At 44.0% G+C, this 19,202-nt stretch carries 16 protein-coding genes, 1 tRNA gene and 2 pseudogenes; 9 read left to right on the top strand and 10 right to left on the bottom strand.

The features are described 5' to 3' along the window. The first annotated feature begins 444 nt into the window (after positions 1 to 444). The 3 genes from AC3A14_RS18950 (at position 445) to AC3A14_RS18940 (ending at position 3,807) form a co-directional block, all read left to right on the top strand. Entirely contained in the window at positions 445 to 939 is a 495-nt protein-coding gene (locus tag AC3A14_RS18950; protein ID WP_318734887.1) for a hypothetical protein, read from the top strand. A gap of 86 nt (positions 940 to 1,025) precedes the next feature. Further along, positions 1,026 to 2,126, top strand: a complete 1,101-nt coding sequence (locus AC3A14_RS18945; protein ID WP_318734884.1) for a hypothetical protein — start codon at positions 1,026 to 1,028, stop codon at positions 2,124 to 2,126. Next, positions 2,113 to 3,807, top strand: a complete 1,695-nt coding sequence (locus tag AC3A14_RS18940; protein ID WP_487779106.1) for an ATP-dependent DNA helicase — start codon at positions 2,113 to 2,115, stop codon at positions 3,805 to 3,807. The genes AC3A14_RS18945 and AC3A14_RS18940 overlap by 14 nt, the downstream gene beginning before the upstream one ends. A gap of 690 nt (positions 3,808 to 4,497) precedes the next feature. Here the strand turns inward: AC3A14_RS18940 and AC3A14_RS18935 are convergent. The 5 genes from AC3A14_RS18935 to AC3A14_RS18915 all read right to left on the bottom strand — a co-directional run bounded on the left by AC3A14_RS18935 (position 4,498) and on the right by AC3A14_RS18915 (position 7,694). After that, positions 4,498 to 4,581: transfer RNA gene (locus tag AC3A14_RS18935), tRNA-Leu, on the bottom strand. Between the two features lie 85 nt (positions 4,582 to 4,666). Further along, a complete protein-coding gene (locus AC3A14_RS18930; protein ID WP_318734879.1) occupies positions 4,667 to 5,815 on the bottom strand; it encodes an ABC transporter permease in 1,149 nt (382 codons plus the stop codon). A 140-nt stretch (positions 5,816 to 5,955) separates the two neighbouring features. Continuing rightward, positions 5,956 to 6,141 carry a hypothetical protein gene (locus tag AC3A14_RS18925; protein ID WP_318734877.1) on the bottom strand — a complete coding sequence of 62 codons (186 nt, stop codon included), beginning with the start codon at positions 6,139 to 6,141 and terminating at the stop codon, positions 5,956 to 5,958. Between the two features lie 84 nt (positions 6,142 to 6,225). Continuing rightward, entirely contained in the window at positions 6,226 to 6,408 is a 183-nt protein-coding gene (locus tag AC3A14_RS18920) for a hypothetical protein (RefSeq protein WP_318734875.1), read from the bottom strand. A 2-nt stretch (positions 6,409 to 6,410) separates the two neighbouring features. Continuing rightward, positions 6,411 to 7,694 (bottom strand): hypothetical protein, encoded by a 1,284-nt coding sequence (locus AC3A14_RS18915; RefSeq protein WP_318734873.1) that lies wholly within the window; start codon positions 7,692 to 7,694, stop codon positions 6,411 to 6,413. A 99-nt stretch (positions 7,695 to 7,793) separates the two neighbouring features. Between AC3A14_RS18915 and crtR the strand changes: the two genes are divergently transcribed. Next, positions 7,794 to 8,693, top strand: coding sequence for a beta-carotene hydroxylase (gene crtR / locus AC3A14_RS18910; protein ID WP_318734870.1), 900 nt, complete (start codon positions 7,794 to 7,796; stop codon positions 8,691 to 8,693). A gap of 83 nt (positions 8,694 to 8,776) precedes the next feature. Here crtR and AC3A14_RS18905 read toward each other — a convergent pair. The 3 genes and pseudogenes from AC3A14_RS18905 to AC3A14_RS18895 all read right to left on the bottom strand — a co-directional run. Then, positions 8,777 to 8,953, bottom strand: a pseudogene (locus AC3A14_RS18905) (element excision factor XisI family protein); the annotation flags it as partial. Beyond that, positions 8,954 to 10,053, bottom strand: a pseudogene (locus tag AC3A14_RS18900) (IS4 family transposase). 55 nt (positions 10,054 to 10,108) lie between these two features. Continuing rightward, positions 10,109 to 10,300, bottom strand: a complete 192-nt coding sequence (locus AC3A14_RS18895; RefSeq protein ID WP_318734868.1) for an element excision factor XisI family protein — start codon at positions 10,298 to 10,300, stop codon at positions 10,109 to 10,111. A 174-nt stretch (positions 10,301 to 10,474) separates the two neighbouring features. Here AC3A14_RS18895 and AC3A14_RS18890 point away from each other — a divergent pair, with 174 nt between their 5' ends. Both AC3A14_RS18890 and AC3A14_RS18885 read left to right on the top strand, forming a co-directional pair. Continuing rightward, the gene (locus AC3A14_RS18890) at positions 10,475 to 12,010 is read left to right on the top strand and encodes an nSTAND1 domain-containing NTPase (RefSeq protein WP_318734865.1); all 1,536 of its coding nucleotides are present in this window, start codon (positions 10,475 to 10,477) and stop codon (positions 12,008 to 12,010) included. A 51-nt stretch (positions 12,011 to 12,061) separates the two neighbouring features. Beyond that, complete coding sequence (locus tag AC3A14_RS18885) at positions 12,062 to 12,688, top strand: pentapeptide repeat-containing protein (RefSeq protein WP_318734863.1); 627 nt, start codon at positions 12,062 to 12,064, stop codon at positions 12,686 to 12,688. 15 nt (positions 12,689 to 12,703) lie between these two features. Here the strand turns inward: AC3A14_RS18885 and AC3A14_RS18880 are convergent, their stop codons facing one another. After that, positions 12,704 to 14,230 carry a S8 family serine peptidase gene (locus tag AC3A14_RS18880; RefSeq protein ID WP_318734861.1) on the bottom strand — a complete coding sequence of 509 codons (1,527 nt, stop codon included), beginning with the start codon at positions 14,228 to 14,230 and terminating at the stop codon, positions 12,704 to 12,706. Continuing rightward, entirely contained in the window at positions 14,127 to 15,011 is an 885-nt protein-coding gene (locus AC3A14_RS18875) for a S8/S53 family peptidase (RefSeq protein WP_318734858.1), read from the bottom strand. The genes AC3A14_RS18880 and AC3A14_RS18875 overlap by 104 nt, the downstream gene beginning before the upstream one ends. A 68-nt stretch (positions 15,012 to 15,079) precedes the next feature. Between AC3A14_RS18875 and AC3A14_RS18870 the strand changes: the two genes are divergently transcribed. From AC3A14_RS18870 to AC3A14_RS18860, 3 genes are all read left to right on the top strand, one after another. Continuing rightward, positions 15,080 to 15,838, top strand: coding sequence for a GUN4 domain-containing protein (locus AC3A14_RS18870; protein ID WP_318734855.1), 759 nt, complete (start codon positions 15,080 to 15,082; stop codon positions 15,836 to 15,838). Positions 15,839 to 16,147: 309 nt separating this feature from the next. Next, positions 16,148 to 16,981 carry a 1,4-dihydroxy-2-naphthoyl-CoA synthase gene (gene menB, locus AC3A14_RS18865; RefSeq protein ID WP_318734853.1) on the top strand — a complete coding sequence of 278 codons (834 nt, stop codon included), beginning with the start codon at positions 16,148 to 16,150 and terminating at the stop codon, positions 16,979 to 16,981. A gap of 523 nt (positions 16,982 to 17,504) precedes the next feature. Next, on the top strand, positions 17,505 to 17,855 hold the full coding sequence (locus tag AC3A14_RS18860) for a hypothetical protein (protein WP_318734849.1): 351 nt from the start codon (positions 17,505 to 17,507) through the stop codon (positions 17,853 to 17,855). Positions 17,856 to 19,202 lie beyond the last annotated feature (1,347 nt).

The following is a 19,202-nucleotide window of genomic DNA, read 5'->3' as shown; positions in this document are numbered from 1 at the left end:
CGCTACCTTATTCACTGCCAAGGGAATCGATTCTGGATAAAAGCTGATTCCTCCCAGGGAGCCAAAGAGAAAGTAGCGCGAACAATGAGAGTCAGGAGGCGAGAAGAGATTATCATTCTTGACGTTCAAACACGAATGATTTGGGAGGACTGAGGGCAAACAAATACCCTGTAGTAATGGAAAAAAAGATGAAAATTAACCCAAAAAAGGTAGAGATTATTGAGAATGAGGATGTAGAGTGTAGCATTCTCCTCCCTACCGTCACAGTTGTTTACAAATCAAAGAAAGTAGCCATATTGGGGTATCGAACTCCGGAACACAGGCAACTAGGAGCGGACGCTATTCGCTCCTTTCTTGACTTGTTCTTGTAACAGGTGGCTGACCAAAGCAGCATGAAGTCACTAAAAGCCTTGCTACTGAAGACTCTCAAGAGGAAGATTATTTATGGCACTTAAAAGGCGATATATCGCTGAAGTTGTGGGATTACTGCAATCTGAAGGAGGCAGATTCTTCTTGCAGGGTTTCTGTAAGGAGTACAGCAAAGAAGAGGTCTTCAATATTTACCTGAATTCCCTTGATTGGATTGAGTTGCTCTCTACCGTTAGTCTTTACGATAAGGCTAAAATCACTCAAGTTGATGACGGTAATTTTTATCTCGATGAGATTATCGAAAGCGCGCGATTTGTTCACAGCGACTACCACGTTATTAAGTGGGATGAAAGTGAAGCTCCCGACCAATTGATTGACCCCTCTATCATCCAAGAAGTGAAAAAAACTGGCGGCGGTTATTCTCGGCAACAAACCTTTTACGAGGTCTTTCAAGATAGAGTGAAATGCTTTAATGAATGCTTTAACGATGAGATGAAATCAGGTATCGAAGAAAAAGCTAAGTTATTAAATGTAGAACCTTGGGAAATAATTAAGACCCTGCTCTCTTAATTATTTCCTCCTTAATTACTCGTTAAATATCAACCGGAAGAGATGAAACTTCCGGTTGATATTTTTGTTTCTAGAGGTGACTAAAAATGGATTATAAGCTATTAGTTGAAGCATTTGACGACGAGAACCCAGACGATAAAGTTTGGAACGATGAATTAAACTTCTTGGGTAACGTTAAATCCCTGTGGGAAAAGATAACCCGATATGCTGACGACGACATTGTGAAACCCATCGTAACCGCTTACTCAATCCTTCCTCATCCACTTATCAAGGTAGCACCAATTATATGTTTTAACGGGTTACCTGGTACGGGAAAAACAGATAGTATTAGGGCGCAGAAAATAATTAGAGGAATAAAGCAGATGACGAATCAAAAATCAAGTCCAAAATCATTGAGGAATGAAATAGTAAGCAATCGATTTTACGAGGTTGATAAAGGAACCAATCCTAAAGATTGGGACGAGAAGACGAACTTTGTGTTATTAGTTGACAACCTTGACCCTGGCTTCTTCAGAGATGATTACAACCGTAGTGTGTGGTTAGGTGGAAATACGAGAACGACCGATATTATCACTGTTGCCAGTCCGGAGGGAGGGAATATTAGTTATCCTTGTTTTGGGTTAAAAAGTTATTCTTCTATCTGGATAAATGATGATTCGGAAGTGGAAAGAAGGTTGCTGACTATCTACTGCCAAAAGTGTAATGACGATGACTTTTACCCATTATCCCTAGAAGGGTCTGAAGAGTCTTGGGAGTATCAATTTAATAAATTCTGGGAAGACAGACAGCTATGTTTAGAATTCCTTGACCACAGGAAAAATTTCGCTCGAACTAGACCCAAAATAGAAAAGGCTAGAGTGCAACAATTTAGGGGGATTTACGCTGCACTGAATATATTAGGTTACGACAATCCAAAGAAAATAATAGAGGCTTTTGAGAATGAAAGAGACGACTCAATAGAAGTATTCAATCCCTTGGTAGGGGTCATTAAAAATATCTTAAAAGACCTTGACGATTTACCCTACATCAAAATTAAGCAGTTCAACCAACTCCTACTATCTAAACAAGACGAATTATTAGAGAGACCTAAAGCCTCTGACATCAAAAATATCATGTTCAACGAGGGGTATATCCAGGGGATGGCAAACAACAATATCATCTGGAAGAAGAGAGATGGAAGTCTTTAGTGTCGACAATAAAGTTAGTGTTTTTGATGCTAACGATTGTTATTTAGGTAGTGGAGAAATTATCAGCTTAACATTAGACGGTAGAGTTCTAGTCAGAGATTCTGGACAGTGTTCCATTCTTGAATCATGGGTTCCCTTTATTACTAAGGAATACGACACAGAAGAAACTATTACACAATATAGAACAGGAGTAGCTCAAATGAAGATTGCTTATAACGTCGGCGATGAATTTACAATGGAATTAACGGAGTTAATTGAAAGAATTATATTTCGTTGCGTAAAAGAGATTAACGAACTAAGGACTAGGAAGGCAGCATATCAAAATCAATCAGAGCTGTCGAATTTTACCTACGAACAGTCTATCGCCTATACGGAAATTCAGAACTGGATTCTATCATCTACACCAGACTGTATACTAAAACGGCTGGTCGGCTACGCTGGTACGGGAAAAACCTATACGATATCTCGTTGTATCCAGGCGCTACCGTTAACAACTCCCTTAAGAATTCTCCTCTGTTCGCCAACAAATAAAGCGTTAAAGGTACTTAAGAGTAACTTTGAAGGGTCAGCAGACAATAACCCTTTAATTGAATATCAGTTTCTAACGATTGCCCAAACATTAGGCAAGCAGCCTGTAGAAAATAACCAGAAGATGGAGGAGGAGTTTTTAATCGTCAGTCCAAAGGAGTTAGACCAATACCAAGTAATTATCGTCGATGAATATTCGATGATTGGACAAGAAGATTTAGAGGACTTGCTTATTAAATACTCCGGTAAAATCCTCTTTGTAGGGGACAACGCGCAGTTGTCACCAATCAATCAGAAATCGCCACCGGTAGATGACTTGGAGGAGTTTATTGATGATGACAATACGTGGAGGTTAACGGAGGTTATGCGCTACTCTGGGCAGGTTGGACTACTAGCCTACGAACTACGGAATACATCCCCTAGAAAGATTAATAGGACTAACTTTTCTGGCGATGAGACCCTCGTTTGGCTACAGGGTAGGGATGAAGTCAAAAAGCTTTTGAAGGAGGCTTCTAATCGTTTCTCAGAAGACCCTAATAATTTCCGGATTCTTACTTATACGAATAAGTCTTGCGTTCGATATAACGAACAGTTTCGGCTACATCTATGGGGTCTTCACGCCGATGATTCCCCCTATCACGTTGGTGAAAGGTTGATAGCTAAATCTCCCGTTTCTAGGGGTTCGTTAGACGGTAGTGGAGCTACAGTTAGAATTCTTAATAACTCTGATGAATTTACGTTAACAGAGTCAGCGACTCTCAAGGAGGCAACTGCGTCTGAAATTCTACCTGAGTATCAAGAACTTCTCGCTCCATTGGATAAGTATAAATGGAGATATTGGGTACTGCCATACGGCTTCTACAATCTTAGGGTACTAGATGAAGAAATGGCAGGTGAGTACAAGAAGCTCTTGAAGAGATTGGCAGATTCCAGAGACGGTAAGCTAACTTTCTGGAAGATGAAATCACAATTATTTGACGATATTGGCTACGCCTACGCATTGACTACCCATAAAGCCCAGGGCAGTACCTTTGATTCTGTGTTGATTCTTTGGGATGAGTTACAGGCAAGGTACTTGGATGATGCTGATAGTAGGCGACTAACGTATACCGCTATTACTCGGTGTAAATCTTGTGCCTACTGTTTAGTATAGAGGTATGTTGTCAATATTTACCCTAAAATTTTACCCTAAATATTTAGGGTAAAACTGGTCACAATACCCCCATAAAGGGATAGATATAGTTGTATCTCCCACATACGATTGCACTCCTATAGCGCTTGCAGGAAAATCAGAATCAACTTCAACGAATACCGTCAACCCCGAACAAAGAGAGCCGTAGGGAAGGGTTGACGGTATGAGGGGGTTGATTAAATTTTCGATAGCAGCGCTATAGGAAAGGGGGCCGCTAAGATTTCGGTCACCCTAAAAGTATTACCAGAAGGGGGTTTTAACGATAAAACTTGATTATCTCGGTCACCCTCTAATGCTGATTCTTTCGTAAGCGCCGCCTATTTAATTTAATAGCAAGTAGGCTCATGTTCGTATTGGATGAGTGAGTTAGTTGATTAAGGATTCAAGTGACGTATCATAGCAAAGTCAATTGCATAAGGCTGTCTTATAGTTTCTGTAAATTATGCTTATGTGATGGTCATGTGACTGATATATTGATGAAATTCTATAGCAATGCTTTCATCCATAACTCTTTCTATTTCGCTTGACCTATCTTTCACCCATTCACTTTGGGAATGCTATGGTGAGTTTAGGTGCAAATCAGGTGTAGCCCTCTAGTGTCCGCAAGAACTTTGGGATTCAATTGCCTGGTGTAGCTAGGTTATAATGTGATGCGGAACCGGGGACTTGAACCCCGAAGTCCTTGCGGACACTAGAACCTGAATCTAGCGCGTCTACCAATTCCGCCAGTTCCGCTTTTGGGAGCTTTTCAGTAACCTGATTAAGCACTCCGATCTTCTATTATTATCGATTTTTAGTTTAAAGTCAAGTCAAAGCTCAATTAAGCTCGTAGAGCTTTGACAGGATCGAGTTGACTGGCTTGCCAAGCCGGGAAAAAACCGGCACTCATACCCACGACTAGGGCTGCAGTGAGGGAAAATCCAGCGACTTGGGGATCGAAGCGGTAGGGTAAGTTAAATTGATCGGCAACAATCAGGGTTAAACCGTGAACGGTTATGATCGCCATTACCCCACCCACTAAACTCAATAGTGTCGCTTCTAGAATAAATTGACATAAAATATCCCGCTCCGTTGCACCGATCGCTAAACGCAGCCCAATCTCGGCGGTTCTTTCCATCACCGAGGCAATGCTAATATTGGCAATCCCTACCCCCCCTACAAATAGAGCAATTAATCCCACTAATGCTAATCCTTGGGATGCTAATTTTAAGGTGGCTTGTTGTTCCAATATTTCATCGATATTCGTCCCCACCCAAAACCATTGTTGGGGAAATCGTTGCTCGACTAAAGCGTTAATCTGCTTTTCTAACTTCTCAAGCTCTTCTATGTTTTGGGGACGAATCAACAAATTATGGAATCTTCGAGAACCAGTCAGAGCAAAATAGAGCATTGAAGGAATCAACACCAGTCCTTCTCGCTCTCCACTGTCTGGCAGATTGGCAAGCATACCGATAATGATATAAGGTCTACCATTGATATATAGACGTTGATTAATGGGATCTCGATCTTTAAAGAGTTGCTCGGCCATAAACTCATCGATAATGGCAACAGAACGAAACTCAGTAAAATCATTAGTCGTAAATGCTCGCCCTTGAACGATCCGTCGCCCTGTGGTGGAAAGTAAATCCTCTGATACAGCAGCCAGTTGAGCATTAGCTTGTTTGTCTTCAAAGAAAACTTCACCCCCTATAAACTGTCTAGTACCGATCGCCTCTACTCCTTTCAATCGTTGCTCGATAAATGCTACATCCTCTGGTGTCATTCCCCCTTTCCAGATCTCCACCCGTGGAGGTTCTCGCTGGGCTAACTCCTGTTCCATGATGGCTCTAGAGATTGTACCGACTTTCAACGTGGCATCAACGGCAAAGACACCCATGAATACTCCCACCAAGGTTAAGCCCGATCGCAAGGGATTACGCCATAGGGAATTCCACGTTATTAGGATCAGATGGGGTAATGATAAACTCATTGTTTTTCTCAGGTAGCAGTTGGAGTTACAGCGGTTTGGGCTACCTGAGAAAGTATAACGCTTTAGGCTCTAAGCAATAGGCAAAAGCTTATATTGCTTAAGTTCTGTAGACAGAATCTGTGGTGATTTAGGGGGAGGGTTTATTTCTGAGCCATTAGTTGGATTTTCTGCAATAAGCATTCCACCTCAGCTTCTAGATGTAGATACTTAACTTGTTGATCCGCCTGATACAAATTTTGCATCTTTTTCCAGGATTCTTTCGCTTGAACGGAGGTGGATGCAGATTTTTTTTGGGTAGCTAAGGCAATAGTAGAAGAGGTGTTCATCTTTTTTAGGAATATATGCTTATTTATGCTGAGGGGAAATTATAGCGTAAATGACCTCAAATTATCAAGTTTTGTAACAAGATTCTAGAAACGGGTAATGCTTAATTGGAGAATCCCGGCAGCGATCGCTGTCCAGATCAGCAGGATTATAATTCCTCCAGGAATAAACGTCAATAGACCAATTCCTCTGAGTATCCAGAGGATAACAGCCCCTAGGAGGCTAAATATAAATAACCAGTAGACTGGACTACTCGATTTCATATTCATAGTTACCTGGCAGTCTCCATCCTAGATTGAGGTTTTGGCCAAGGAATGTTAGCACGTTTGGCTAATTCACGGGCAACGGCGATCGCCCCCCATTGATTAATATGGCTCGGATCGGCAAAATACTTGGGATTCTTGAGCTTCTCTAATTCTGGGCTAACCAGATTGACCGCCATTAAGCCTTGATGATTGACCCACCCATTGAGTTCCTGATGAAACTTTTGTTCATAAGCCAAACGTACTGGATCGAGATAGTCCGCAGTTAGAGGAAGATTGACAAATACTAACGGAATCTGCCGTCTTTGGGTATAGGCGAGCAGTTGCTCGAGGGAGATCGCCTGTTCTCCCTGAAGGTAGAATCCACTATAGTCCCCGTCAAACTGTCCGGCAATGCGAGGATACTGGGTATAGTAGGTTTGGGGATTAAAGACTTGGTCAACTGGTAAAAACCCCAAAGGCGTTAAATCACTCAACGTGCGGTTTGCTTGAATGGTGGCTAATGCTTTTTCCCAGATCGAAGCTTGATGGCGATCGGAAACCGGGGGCAATAGACAAGGAGAACTGAGAACACTAGAAATTAATGAGACCGATGGCTCTGAACTGGCAAAGGGTATCGGAACGTCATAACACTGCTCGGCATCTGGCAAAAGCAAGGGAACACTAGGGCGTACTCCTTCTAAGAGCAGTTTATACCCTTCAGATTCAATAATTGATTGATAGGTACGGTCTGAACGACCGCTATTAAATGCTCGGACTCCATCTGCCCAGAGAATGAGACGGGGAAGTTGATCGGAGGTGAGAATTTCCCGAATTAACAAATCCACTACTTGGACCGTTGCACCATTAATGCCGAAATTATAAATGCTTAACTCTCCTTGCTGTCCCTCTCCTATGGCTTTGCGCAAGGCTAACGGATCGACCCCTTGCAGGGCGCGAGAACTGCCCACAATCAGAATATCAGGCGGCCCATATAAGGCGACTTGATACAAATACCAACCCAAATGCTCATTGAGTCGTTGAGAGCCAAAATTAGCGGGAGTAAAGCGGGTTAAACCGGGTTGGGAAAACCCGCCTTGCTTGACTAACCATCCAGAACGCTCCGATTCTTGAGTCTCGAGGATAGAAATCTCAGTGGGACGGAGGGCATAGGCTTGCCAGAGGCGATCGCTACTTCCCCAAGTCAGGAATACACTCGGCAATAGGAACAACCAGAAGCTCATCAGCATAGATCCATTTTGATGCTCTGTTCTTAAGATAAAGGCGATCGAGGTATACCTGCCCAGTTTCATTAAATGAGTTGATGTTACAAAACTTTATTATTTCCCCCTCATCCTCTATACTACCCAAAGGCTTATTTGTACCAGTGAAACGAAGGAGTACCGAATCGCATGATGGTGTCGGAGGCACAGAGACCCCTGACCGTTCCCAAAGAGTTGCTTCATCCACCTGAGAGTTTTTTCAATCTCAATGTGATCATGTTCTTGGCAGCTCTGATCCTAATTGGGCTGTCAGTGTGGGGATATTGGTGGGCAGGTTTACCCCATTGGCTCTCATTTATCGAGAGTATCTTGGCGCTGCATTTAGCCGGTACTATTATTCATGATGCCTCCCATAAGGCTGCACACCGCGATCGCATCCTGAACGCTATTCTGGGCCATGGTAGCGCCCTCATGCTTGGCTTTGCCTTTCCAGTCTTTACCCGCGTCCATATTGAGCATCACATCAATGTCAACGACCCCGAAAACGATCCGGATCATTTTGTCTCCACGGGAGGCCCCCTCTGGCTGATTAACGCCCGCTTTTTCTACCATGAAGTCTACTTTTTCCAGCGCAAACTCTGGAAAAACAATGAGCTGCTCGAATGGTTTCTCAGCCGCTTATTTATGGTCGCGATCGTTGCCGCCGCCTATCATTGGGGTTTCCTGAACTATATCCTCAACTTTTGGTTTGTTCCCAGTGGTATTGTTGGTTTAGCCCTAGGCTTATTCTTCGACTATCTTCCCCATCGTCCCTTCCATGAAACTGCTCGTTGGAAAAACGCCAGAGTTTATCCGAGTCCCATCCTGAATCTGTTAATTTTCGGTCAAAACTATCATCTCGTTCATCATCTTTGGCCCTCCATTCCCTGGTACTACTACGAAAAAACCTATCAGGTGATGAAACCTCTATTAGACCGCAAAGGCTGCACCCAAACCCTTGGACTTCTAGAAAAACAGAGTTTCTGGAGTTTCCTTTACGATGTCTTCATCGGCATCCGCTTCGGCGGCCACGGGAAATCCAAGGATTAGTCAACAAACCCAGTTTTGTTGACTCAGAAGAACTGAATCAAAACTCGATCGATCTTCTAGCCGCAGGTTCCCTAGTTCGAGGTTTAGGCAAGCGCATAACCGGTTTTCTCCCGAATATAAGGAGGGTGAAAGGCTAACACAATCTCAGTTTTGAGAATACCTGCAGCCACAAGTTCCTCAGTAACGCTGTCTTCTATGCCGTCGTAGTGTATCCAAACTTTACCCTGCTTAATTTCCGCATGAACCAGACAGTGATGAATCTAAGTACAGGACAAAAGTTGTATGGGTTGAAAGAGAGAGCCAGAAAAAGAGAGTGGGTCAATGAAAAAGCGGCGTAGGAGGTCAAAACCATAGCGAAACAAACTACGGGCACGGCGACCATGAGCCTCAATGATACGAATCGGCTTTTGACCATGTCGCCAGATTCCAGCCTTCATGGCCCAGACGAAGGCTAGAGCTAAAAGAGCCAGAAGCTTAGAGAGACGCTCGCGATCAGTAAAATGAGTCGATTCCAAGCAAAATCCTCGGGTCTTGAGTGCCGTAAAGAGGGTTTCAATTCCCCAGCGACGACCATAGTCAGCCAAAGCTGTGTGGGGGTCATGGTCAGTGATGACAATGAGAAAATCATCATCGCTTTGGTGTTTCTTGTGTTTGGGGTCAAGGCGCAGGCCAATGACATAAACAGCACGACCCCAAACCGAGCGTCGTCCGCGCAGAACCCGCTCGGAGCCAATAGCCAGAGACCGAAACAGATGAGCACCAGCAATGGCCGGTTGACCCCTGCCTCGACTAATCTTGTCCGTTTGGCGAATACGCAGACGGAAAGGAATTGGCTCTGAGAGCATCAGGAACGAGAGCCAAGGCTTACCCACAAACTCGCGGTCACCAGTGAGGTAGGCAATCTTTACCTGAGGAAAGAGGGCAACAAAAAGCGCTCCAACAAGTCCATACGCTCTTCACTATTACTGTTGCCTTTCTTTTTCTTGAGCATAGTCCACATCAAGGGATAGCCGATGCCCTCATGCACCACAGAGAGCATCAGGATATTGAAGTGGGTCTGGCCGAATGACCAGTTGGTCCGGTCAATGCTCAACACCCAGGGTTGGGGGATTTGAGCCATGCTCATCACCATGAGTGCGAACTTATCCATCTCGATTTCAAAGGAGCGGAAAAATCGCTGCATTCGTTTATAGTTCGACGCTTCTGCTGTTCTTCCGCCCCAGACCGTAGCCAGTTCAGCTAAGTTCACGGTTTTGGCTCGGAACAGAGCGATAATGAACAAGGCGATGAAAGAGAGTCTGGCTCCATGCCAACCGAGATGGGGTCGTAATTGCTCTCGAATCGCGTTACTGTATTGCATGAGGGTCTGATTGCTGTTGTGGTAACTTCCATCAAACCCTCTCCTTGCATCCTTTTCAAGTTTTTTGTCCTGTACTGAGGTGATGAATATGTTTCTTGCCTTTCCAACCTTCATTCACCAGGAGAAAGTGATTGCGATCGCCACTGACAATCACAAGATTATTGATTTTTCCATAGGGATGGGGAATAGCAGCATAATCATCGAGTATTTTTTTCACGGTTTCTCGGTATTGCTCTAGTCTATCCATTTCAATTCTACGAAAAGGTGGGCAGGGTATGCTTGTAGGATTTGAATCATTTTGCTGCCTTCTCTTGCCCACCCTATGATAATTTGTAATCATAGCGCGATCGCCGAGATCGCCCACTATAATTAACGTCACAGGGGCAGCAGTTATGCACGTGGATTGGAGGTACTGTAGAAGATGGCTGATGAAAGGGAGCGATACAATTCCCAGGTCGGCGAGGCCAAGGGGTTGGCTATTGGCGAACACAACATTATCTACAATTATTTCTACAGCCATCCCCCAGCGATCGCAAACGAGGAAGTTACTGCAACCGAAACCGATAACCTGCGTTGTCCCTATCGCGGGTTATTGCATTTTCTTCCTGACAATGCAGAAGACTTTTTTGGTCGGGATGATTCGATTGAAACACTTTATCAAGCCACGCAAACGCGCAATTTTATTCCCCTGTTGGGTGCGTCGGGGAGTGGTAAATCTTCTGTAGTGTTTGCGGGTTTAGTGCCGAAACTTGAAGCGAAAGGCTCTTGGAAGTTTACTTATTTTCGCCCTGGTGTGATTCGCAAAGACAATAAACAGGATATTCCCGATCCATTTTATGCTCTGGCTACGGCCTTGGTTCCTCTGTATGTGCCTGATGCGGATGAAACAGAACAACTGAAGCAGGGAAGACAATTGGCTGAGTCCCTCCGCAGTGGGGAGATTTTGCTCTCGGATGTGATTACTAGAATTCAACGCCATTATCCTGGCGATCGCCTCCTCTTAATTGCCGACCAATTTGAAGAACTGTATACCGTCTGTACCGACGCAAAAGTTCGCCATCGATTTCTGGATATTTTAATTGACAATATCTATACTCCCAGTTCCGATTCTCCCTTGGTGTTGGTACTCACCATGCGGGCTGATTTCTTGGGTAATGCCTTGTCCTATGCCTCCTTTGCCCAAGTGCTGAAGGATGACATGAAATTGGGAGCCATGAATCATACCCAACTGCGGGATATCATTGAGAAACCGGCGCAAAAACTAGGAGTAACCTTTGAACTGGGTTTAGTGGAAACGATTCTGGATGATGTGGAAGATGAACCGGGAAATTTACCGTTACTAGAGTTTGCCCTCACCGAACTATGGAAGCGACGTAAAGGACAGAAAATCACCCATCAAGCTTATCAAGAAATTGGCAAAGTTCAGGGCGCTTTAACTCGTCACGCGGATCGCATTTTGAGCAAGCTGAGTCCGGAAGAAACCAAAGCTGCTCAACGGATTTTTCTGAAGTTAGTCAATCCGGGAGAGGGAATGGGAGACACCCGCAGGCAGGTCACGCAAGCGGAAATTGGGGTATCCAATTGGAATTTTGTCAAGAAATTAGCCGATGACCACTTAGTCGTGACGAGTCAAAATACAAACGACCAAGAAACGGTGGAAGTTGTCCATGAAGCCTTAATTCGGCATTGGTCTCAACTGAGAGAATGGATTGACGAAAGTCGCGAGGCGATTAGAGCGGCACGGAAAATTGAAGCTGAGGCTAAGGAATGGGAAAATAAAGGCAGAAATAACGGTTATCTGCTGCAAGATCGACGGTTAAGAGACGCTAAAGAGTTGATGCAATCTGACCATCCAGAAGTAGAGTTATCAGAGTTTGTCAAAGAGTTTGTCAAGGATAGTCAAAAGAAACAGTATATCGATACTTTCAAAAGGGTTCCGATTCAATTGATCGCATGATCAGTAGGATTGATCTTAATCGCTAGTATGGTAAACTTGGGAATTAGACAGTTGGCCTTTTATACATTTAAAACGGCTGTTCAGGAAGAATCTTGTCGTCGCAACTTTTTGAGTAAATATCTTCTTAAATATTTATTATGGTCTAATTTTGGAGACATATTAGATTCCTCAAACATGAGCTTTTGTAACCAAAATTTATCGGGAATTGATTTGTCTAACAATCGATTAGATTGGCGTAACACTAGTTTTTCCCAAGCCGATCTAAGCAAAAGTATTTTTGCAGACTCTACTTTTACCCAAGTCACTTTCAACCAGACTAAACTGATGGATGCAGATCTTAGAAATACTGTATTTGAAAATTCATCTCTCGATCAAGCCAACTTTGAAAATGCTAACTTAAACCAAGCAATTTTCAAATATGTTACACTAGAGAAAACTTCCTTTAATACCCAGAAACTTGGGGGTGCAATTTTTATTAATTCTGATTTATCGAAATTAGCAGATCCCAATAAAATCTACGGAAACTTAAGCTCAGGAAATATTAAAGTTTGTTGCTCAAAACTTCCTCTAGAGCTTGGGATAGAGTTTGATAGGGATTGCCAGGATTCAAGGGTATCTTTATATATCAATGAAGATGACCTTACAAAGTGTCATGACCAGTCAAGTAAAAGGGGCTAGATCTGTTTCTTAGTTTCATGGATCTTTACGACAATTTACATATCTAATATCACCACACTGTACACTGGTTGGCCGGTCTTCTGGACCTGACCAACCACAAGTAGAATGAAACAGTTTCGTCTCAGATTCACTATAACTGAGTAATTCACGATCGCAAGAGCAAGACTCAAATTCTCCTAAAGCTTCAGTCGCCATTTCAGAAATTTTTGCATTTCCAGAATTCATGGCTGCAATGAGAACTCGCGTTGCCAGCTTTTGATACTCTTTCACTTTCAGCAAGCTCTTAGCTGCATAAATGTGTTGTTTCTGGATTTTTGGAGAACTTTTCCTTTTTGCAGGTTCAACTAAAGTATGTAACGCTGCTTTTAATGTTTTTTTATCGCCGGTATTCTTTAAACTCTCAGCGTCCAGTTCTGCTTTCACCCCAAGCAATATATTTTCAACGACTCGCTCTTTTGCCTTTTCGAGATCGTCATCTTTTGGTTCATGGTTCAGACTGCGATCGATTTCTTTTACACAAGCAACTAAGGCTAGAATACTATCAGTTCTTGGCGATCGCGAACTAAAACTATACTCCGATAGAGAAAGCTCGACTTCTTCAATTTCACCCGCTTTAATCTTGCGCTTCAAGATGGCATCAAACTCATTGCGAATCTCGTCTAACTTTTCTCTGAGCTTGGGATAATCAGCAGACATTTTCAGTTTCCTCTTAGATAGAACAGTGGGTGATACAGTCGGTTCAGATGGGGATGAAAATAAGGTAACACTTGAGGGTTGAAGTCCAACCGCCTGAGTTATGACGGGTGGGGTAGATGCAGGGGTAGCAATGGGCGGAGGGTTTTCTGTTACGTTGGGTTTAATAGCTCGAATGGCTTCCCAGGCGTTGGCCAAACCATGTCCGGTGTGGATGTCATGACCAATGCCAACCCGATCTCTTTGATAAGTCTTTGATTCCAATGTAACATCAGTGGCTGTCTTCTCCAGAATTTGTGTAATTCTTTGTGGAGATAAATTCCGGTCGATTTGTTTCATTAAGGCACAAATCCCAGCTAATTGGGGAGCGGCGGCGGAGGTGCCGCTAAACGCCGCCCAACCATCATCAGGATTGGTCCCATCTCCCCGCCTGGCATGTCCATCGTCCGTTGTACACCCCGGTGGAATAGGCAACATAATGTATTGTCCGTCAGGAAGATGGCCGACCCAACCACAAACGTCGGGAACCGTGCGCCCTGGATATACGGGACTAATAAACCCACTGCTGTAGCTACTGGCTTCCAATTCGTGCCGACGAGACTCATCTGGGGGCATATAAACCCCTCCAGCAGCAATAACTTCTGGATGTTGCGCCGGAAATCCCCAATCATGACCGTTACCGGCGGCGAAAATAACCACAATTCCTTGACGAACGGCATCGGCAATTAAGCTGGCTAAGACTTTGTTAGAAGGAGATAGAATAGGGCTTCTCTGGTCGCTTCCCCAACTGCAAACAATGATATCGGGTTTTAGGGCGATCGCCTCCCGCAACGCGGCGATCGATCGCATTCACATTCCGCCACGGTCGCTTATACAGCGCCACATCTGCCTTGACCATGGTAAAGTCTACCTCTGGCGCAACGGCAAATAAGTTGGCAGACTCTCCGGTTCCATGGCCGTTATCGTCTCTGTCGGGTTCCGATGAACCGGGAGCTAACACCACCTTTCCTCGGTATCCATTTCTTCGGAAAAAGGGATGCTCGTACCAACCGGAGTCCACCATCACCACTTTCACCCCTTGACCCGTAATTCCGAGTTGATGCAGGCGATCGCACTTCAACCCCTTGGCAATATCATCCGGTACTTGCAGATGTCGGGAGCGATCGATGATAGGAGGAAACGCTGCCGGAATATTGGGGCGAATGACATAATAAATCGGCTCATTAATGGCAATACCTGCCACTTCATTTGCCCAAGTCGTTTTAGAGGTATCAATTTCGCCTTTGGGTTTATTGTCCAAAGAGTCCAGATAAGTCCCCACAGCGAAATCTGCAAACCCTTTGTTCACCCGGCGCTCCCGTGCGATCAGACGGGTATTAAATTCTTGCTGATATAATTCTGGCGGCCCGGCAATACTAATGGAGGAGCGACCCACGGATAAGACTTCAAATTTGGCGTTTCGCAGACGATTTTCTGTTTCTTTGAGTAAACGAGGGTCAGCATCAAATTGAGCCACATTTTTACTGGTAACCAGAGTCGGAGACGATAACAGCGATTCTCCGGTTGCCGAAACCAGAACGGCTTCTGCATAAATTTTTGGTGGTAACTCTACAGAACTGTACCGGTACATTGAGTTTTGTTCCCCATTCTTAGATCATTTTAATATCAATTCTGGCTCAATGGGGAAGGCGATCGCTTGTGACAGAACAACGGCGAATAACATTATCAAATTATGCCCAACAGATGGGAGTTTCCTATAAGACGGCTTGGCGCTGGTGGAAACAGGGACGGTTAATGGGGGAACAGTTGCAGAATGGTTCGATTTGGATTGATGAGTCTATGTGTCCAGAGCAGGACACGGATGGGTTGAAAGAACAGCTCAAAATTGCGGCTCAGGAACGGGAAGAGTTGAGAAACCTTTTGTATGAGGTTTTAGCTCAATTACAAGAGTTACAGGGGACTCCAGAGCCGAATCCTTGGCCGTCTGAGGTAGGGATGGACTATAGTCATCTGGTGGCGTTGCTGGGCGCAGGGAGTTCGCAAGAAGCGAATGAGTATACGTGGTTATTGCTATTGGCGCTGGCGGGATATGAGGAGGGGGACACTCTGGGGCTGGAGGAGATGGAGGCGCTGCCGAGGACGGATATGGAGACGATCGATTGGCTGTGGTATGAGTATAGTGAGGGTCGGTTTGGGTTTGGGGTGCAGGAATGGATTTGGGAAGAGTGCGATCGCCATTATGAGGTATTTTGCGATCGCATCGGCTGGCGCATTCAGTCCAAATGGTTAAGCACCAATCAACTCCGGTTTTCTCTCTCTGCACCTGTGGGACATCTTCCAGCAATTATCTGGCGTAACCGTGCTTGTTATGGTTTAGGCTATCATTCCCCCGAAGAAGTTTTAGAAACCCTGTTTTCATTTTCAATACCTTCGCCACAATCGGGCAGGGTGGTTTGAGGGTGATTTCTGGTGATTGTAAAACAATAGAGAAGCAAGCTTGCTCAAAAACAGCCCTGTCAAAACCAGGTGGGGCGCTTCTATCCCTCTTCTGTCACTCTGGGAAATTCTAACGAATTTCCGTCATTACAGCCCGCGATCGCTAACGAAGGAATCAGGGTTTCACGCCCCTTTATCCAAAAGTGACAGAAGAGGGCTATAGTAAAGTTATGGTCTACCACAACTACAATGACTCGCTATCGCTCACATGAATCGGTTAGGGAATGGGGTAAAATCCTTAAGTCTTGATTATAAGGTGCGATCGCATTTATGACTGTTAACTGGGAAAGCGTTAAAACTTACGAAGATATTCTCTATCACAAAACTGATGGTATCGCCAAAATTACCATTAACCGTCCCCAAAAACGCAACGCTTTTCGTCCCAAAACTGTATTTGAACTCTATGATGCTTTTTGCGACGCAAGAGAAGATACTCAAATTGGGGTAGTCTTGTTGACGGGGGCTGGCCCCCATACGGATGGGAAATACGCTTTTTGTTCTGGTGGAGATCAGAGTGTTCGAGGTACAGCAGGCTATGTAGATGATGCAGGTGTACCTCGCCTCAATGTACTCGATTTACAGCGATTAATCCGGTCGATGCCCAAAGTGGTAATCGCGTTAGTGGCCGGATATGCGATCGGGGGCGGTCATGTATTACACTTGATCTGCGATCTAACTCTGGCGGCTGATAATGCCATTTTTGGGCAAACAGGGCCAAAAGTAGGCAGTTTTGACGGGGGGTTTGGAGCCAGTTATTTAGCCCGTATTGTCGGTCAAAAAAAGGCACGGGAAATCTGGTTTCTCTGTCGCCAGTATACAGCCCAACAAGCCCTAGATATGGGTTTAGTCAATCATGTGGTTCCGGTAGAACAATTAGAAGTAGAAGGGATTCAATGGGCACAAGAAATCTTACAAAAAAGTCCGATCGCCATTCGCTGCTTAAAAGCGGCCTTTAATGCCGACTGTGACGGACAGGCAGGCCTACAGGAGCTTGCGGGGAATGCAACCTTACTCTATTACATGACAGAGGAAGGTGCAGAAGGCAAACAAGCTTTTTTAGAAAAGAGACCTCCCAATTTCCGCCAATATCCCTGGTTACCGTAGGTCAAAGAAGCTACGCAAAGCCGGCTATACCCAATCCAGGAACAAGAACCTAAGTCTAGTGTGGGGGACTCATGCCCTGCCGGTATATTGGGAAATGTTGAGTAAAAAAGGAAGCAGTAGTCTAGAGGAACAACAAAGAGTATTAAGCCCGGTATTAGAGGGGCTAAAGGAGTATAAAATAGTAGTAATAGGAGATCGTGAATTTCAGAGCGTAAAGTTAGGGGAGTGGCTCTGGTCAAGGACTGTAGACTTTATACTTCGTCAAAAAAAGAGGACCTGTATTGCCGAAAATTCTTCTTTGTATCAGTCTCTAGAGACTCTAGAGATAAGACCCGGAATTAGCCGATTCTACCGAGAGGTATATTGTGGTAAATCTCATAAGCTAGGGTCCTTTAATTTAGCAGCTTATTGGAAAAGAAAGTATAGAGGAAAGGGACAAAAAGAAGCCTGGTTTATCCTCACCAGTTGAGATGATATGGACTTAGCCTTATCATTTTATTCCGCTAGATGGGGAATAGAAACAATGTTCAAAGATTGTAAAACCGGAGGTTATAATTTGGAGTATACACGAGTCAACGACCAACGGTTGTTAGCGACTATTTTAGTTATAGCTATGGCTTATACTTGGGCAACTTTACAAGGCATAGCTTGGGAAAAAATAGAAGGTTGTTCCTATATTGTCCGGGCCACAGAAAGCTCACGTAAAGTAAAACATCACAGTCATTTTTACATCGGATGCTATGGATTATTGTGGCTTGACTCCTTCCAATGTTGGTCTGATTTGGCTGAACAATTGATGAAATCCACACCTCATAAGTTCTTGAATTTTCACTCTGGTTTACAGGCTCTATCCCTTATAAAGTCTAGCTTTTAGCCTTCTTGTCACCCCTTGAGCTGCTAGGCAATGGGATTACTGGATTAGGCTTGACCCTCATTTTTTACACCCTGACCCAAGGATTCAAGCGTGGATTGATGACAGAGAAGGCGTTGGTTTTTTCCTGGAAGATCACCTTGTCTCTGCGGAGCCTAATGCTAATGTACACTTGTACGGCACTACCGCATAGGAGCTTATCAGTCATCCAATAAATATGCCAAACCCTATTAGGTAAAATGTACTTGATGGGGATTCTTCGTTCTGATGGCAGCCACTATCCTCACTCCTTTGGATATTTTTCCTTCTCCTATTTTCAAAAGAAGTTCCCTATCTTCTTCACTCAGTCCAGTAACCGGCGTAATTCTCTTCTTGCTCATGGTCATGGGGTGACAAAATATATACCTTTCTATCACTCCCTATGGTTCTCATCATCTCTGAACTGACCCGTAACTGGGGTCAGTTGATTGTCTCAATTTCTGGCTCCCAAACTATTTGCTCCAAAGGGTTCAAAAATGCCTACACAGGAATCTTGAAGCTTTTGAGAGACACCAGACTTGATGGAGAATTAAACAAGGTCACTAAGCACTTTGGAACAATTCGGATTGTGAAAAAACAAGAGCAACAAACCATCGATATTGAGACCTTCCTAGACTTTAGGGCTAGAGTTTTGGGACTCAATGGCGTAACAAGGTCAGTGTAGTTACTATTTTTTTATCGTGATTATTGGTACTAACGATCACTGTACAGTCATAGCTCGCTTGTGTCTGCACTTGAGCTTTACGTCGTGATTTACGTCGTGATTCCAGAGTTAGGGGTAAGGATAGAGATGAATATAAATTAAGATTATTACTAACAGAAAATCTATAACTTTTACTAAGTCATATACTCTGTATTATTGCAATAACTGAAACCCTTACTGTGTGGGCATTTCCACGAAAGAGTACCCCTTGGTACGATAGTGTATTTAAGAGGGTAACCCGCCTTACAGGGCAAATATATGTCGCTATGAGCATGGCTTGAGTAGTACGGGACAGGAGAGTGTCCCCAAAGCATAGACTTTGAGTGAGTATTTCTTATTCCAGCATAGAATTAAATCTATCTAAATCGCTGTAAAACAACTGTACAAACGTTATAGGAGGATTGAGGAGATTGGAATTACTGCATCGCTCTGCAAGAAGGTATAAAAAGCGATTGTGGTAATTCCCGTAAACCAGACACAGCAAGGCTTCTAGTCTCTCAGTAAGGTAAGTAGCTGAAGACCCTCCTATGGGGTCTTTTTTTTGTGAGAAAACTACCAGTCTGACATGAGGTAATCGGTGAAGTCCTCTTCATGAGCTAATCCTAGGT

Source organism: Roseofilum sp. (assembly GCF_982964205.1).
Note: the sequence above shows the minus strand (reverse complement) of the source record. Positions and strands in the feature narration are given on the sequence as shown.

Coding starts and splice junctions, on each gene's coding strand:
- menB (WP_318734853.1), top strand. CDS start 16,148: ATGACTGTTAACTGGGAAAGCGTTAAAACTTACGAAGATATTCTCTAT.
- AC3A14_RS18860 (WP_318734849.1), top strand. CDS start 17,505: ATGTTCAAAGATTGTAAAACCGGAGGTTATAATTTGGAGTATACACGA.
- AC3A14_RS18880 (WP_318734861.1), bottom strand. CDS start 14,230: ATGCGATCGATCGCCGCGTTGCGGGAGGCGATCGCCCTAAAACCCGAT.
- AC3A14_RS18940 (WP_487779106.1), top strand. CDS start 2,113: ATGGAAGTCTTTAGTGTCGACAATAAAGTTAGTGTTTTTGATGCTAAC.
- crtR (WP_318734870.1), top strand. CDS start 7,794: ATGATGGTGTCGGAGGCACAGAGACCCCTGACCGTTCCCAAAGAGTTG.
- AC3A14_RS18890 (WP_318734865.1), top strand. CDS start 10,475: ATGGCTGATGAAAGGGAGCGATACAATTCCCAGGTCGGCGAGGCCAAG.
- AC3A14_RS18950 (WP_318734887.1), top strand. CDS start 445: ATGGCACTTAAAAGGCGATATATCGCTGAAGTTGTGGGATTACTGCAA.
- AC3A14_RS18945 (WP_318734884.1), top strand. CDS start 1,026: ATGGATTATAAGCTATTAGTTGAAGCATTTGACGACGAGAACCCAGAC.
- AC3A14_RS18875 (WP_318734858.1), bottom strand. CDS start 15,011: ATGTACCGGTACAGTTCTGTAGAGTTACCACCAAAAATTTATGCAGAA.
- AC3A14_RS18895 (WP_318734868.1), bottom strand. CDS start 10,300: ATGGATAGACTAGAGCAATACCGAGAAACCGTGAAAAAAATACTCGAT.
- AC3A14_RS18920 (WP_318734875.1), bottom strand. CDS start 6,408: ATGAATATGAAATCGAGTAGTCCAGTCTACTGGTTATTTATATTTAGC.
- AC3A14_RS18930 (WP_318734879.1), bottom strand. CDS start 5,815: ATGAGTTTATCATTACCCCATCTGATCCTAATAACGTGGAATTCCCTA.
- AC3A14_RS18925 (WP_318734877.1), bottom strand. CDS start 6,141: ATGAACACCTCTTCTACTATTGCCTTAGCTACCCAAAAAAAATCTGCA.
- AC3A14_RS18915 (WP_318734873.1), bottom strand. CDS start 7,694: ATGAAACTGGGCAGGTATACCTCGATCGCCTTTATCTTAAGAACAGAG.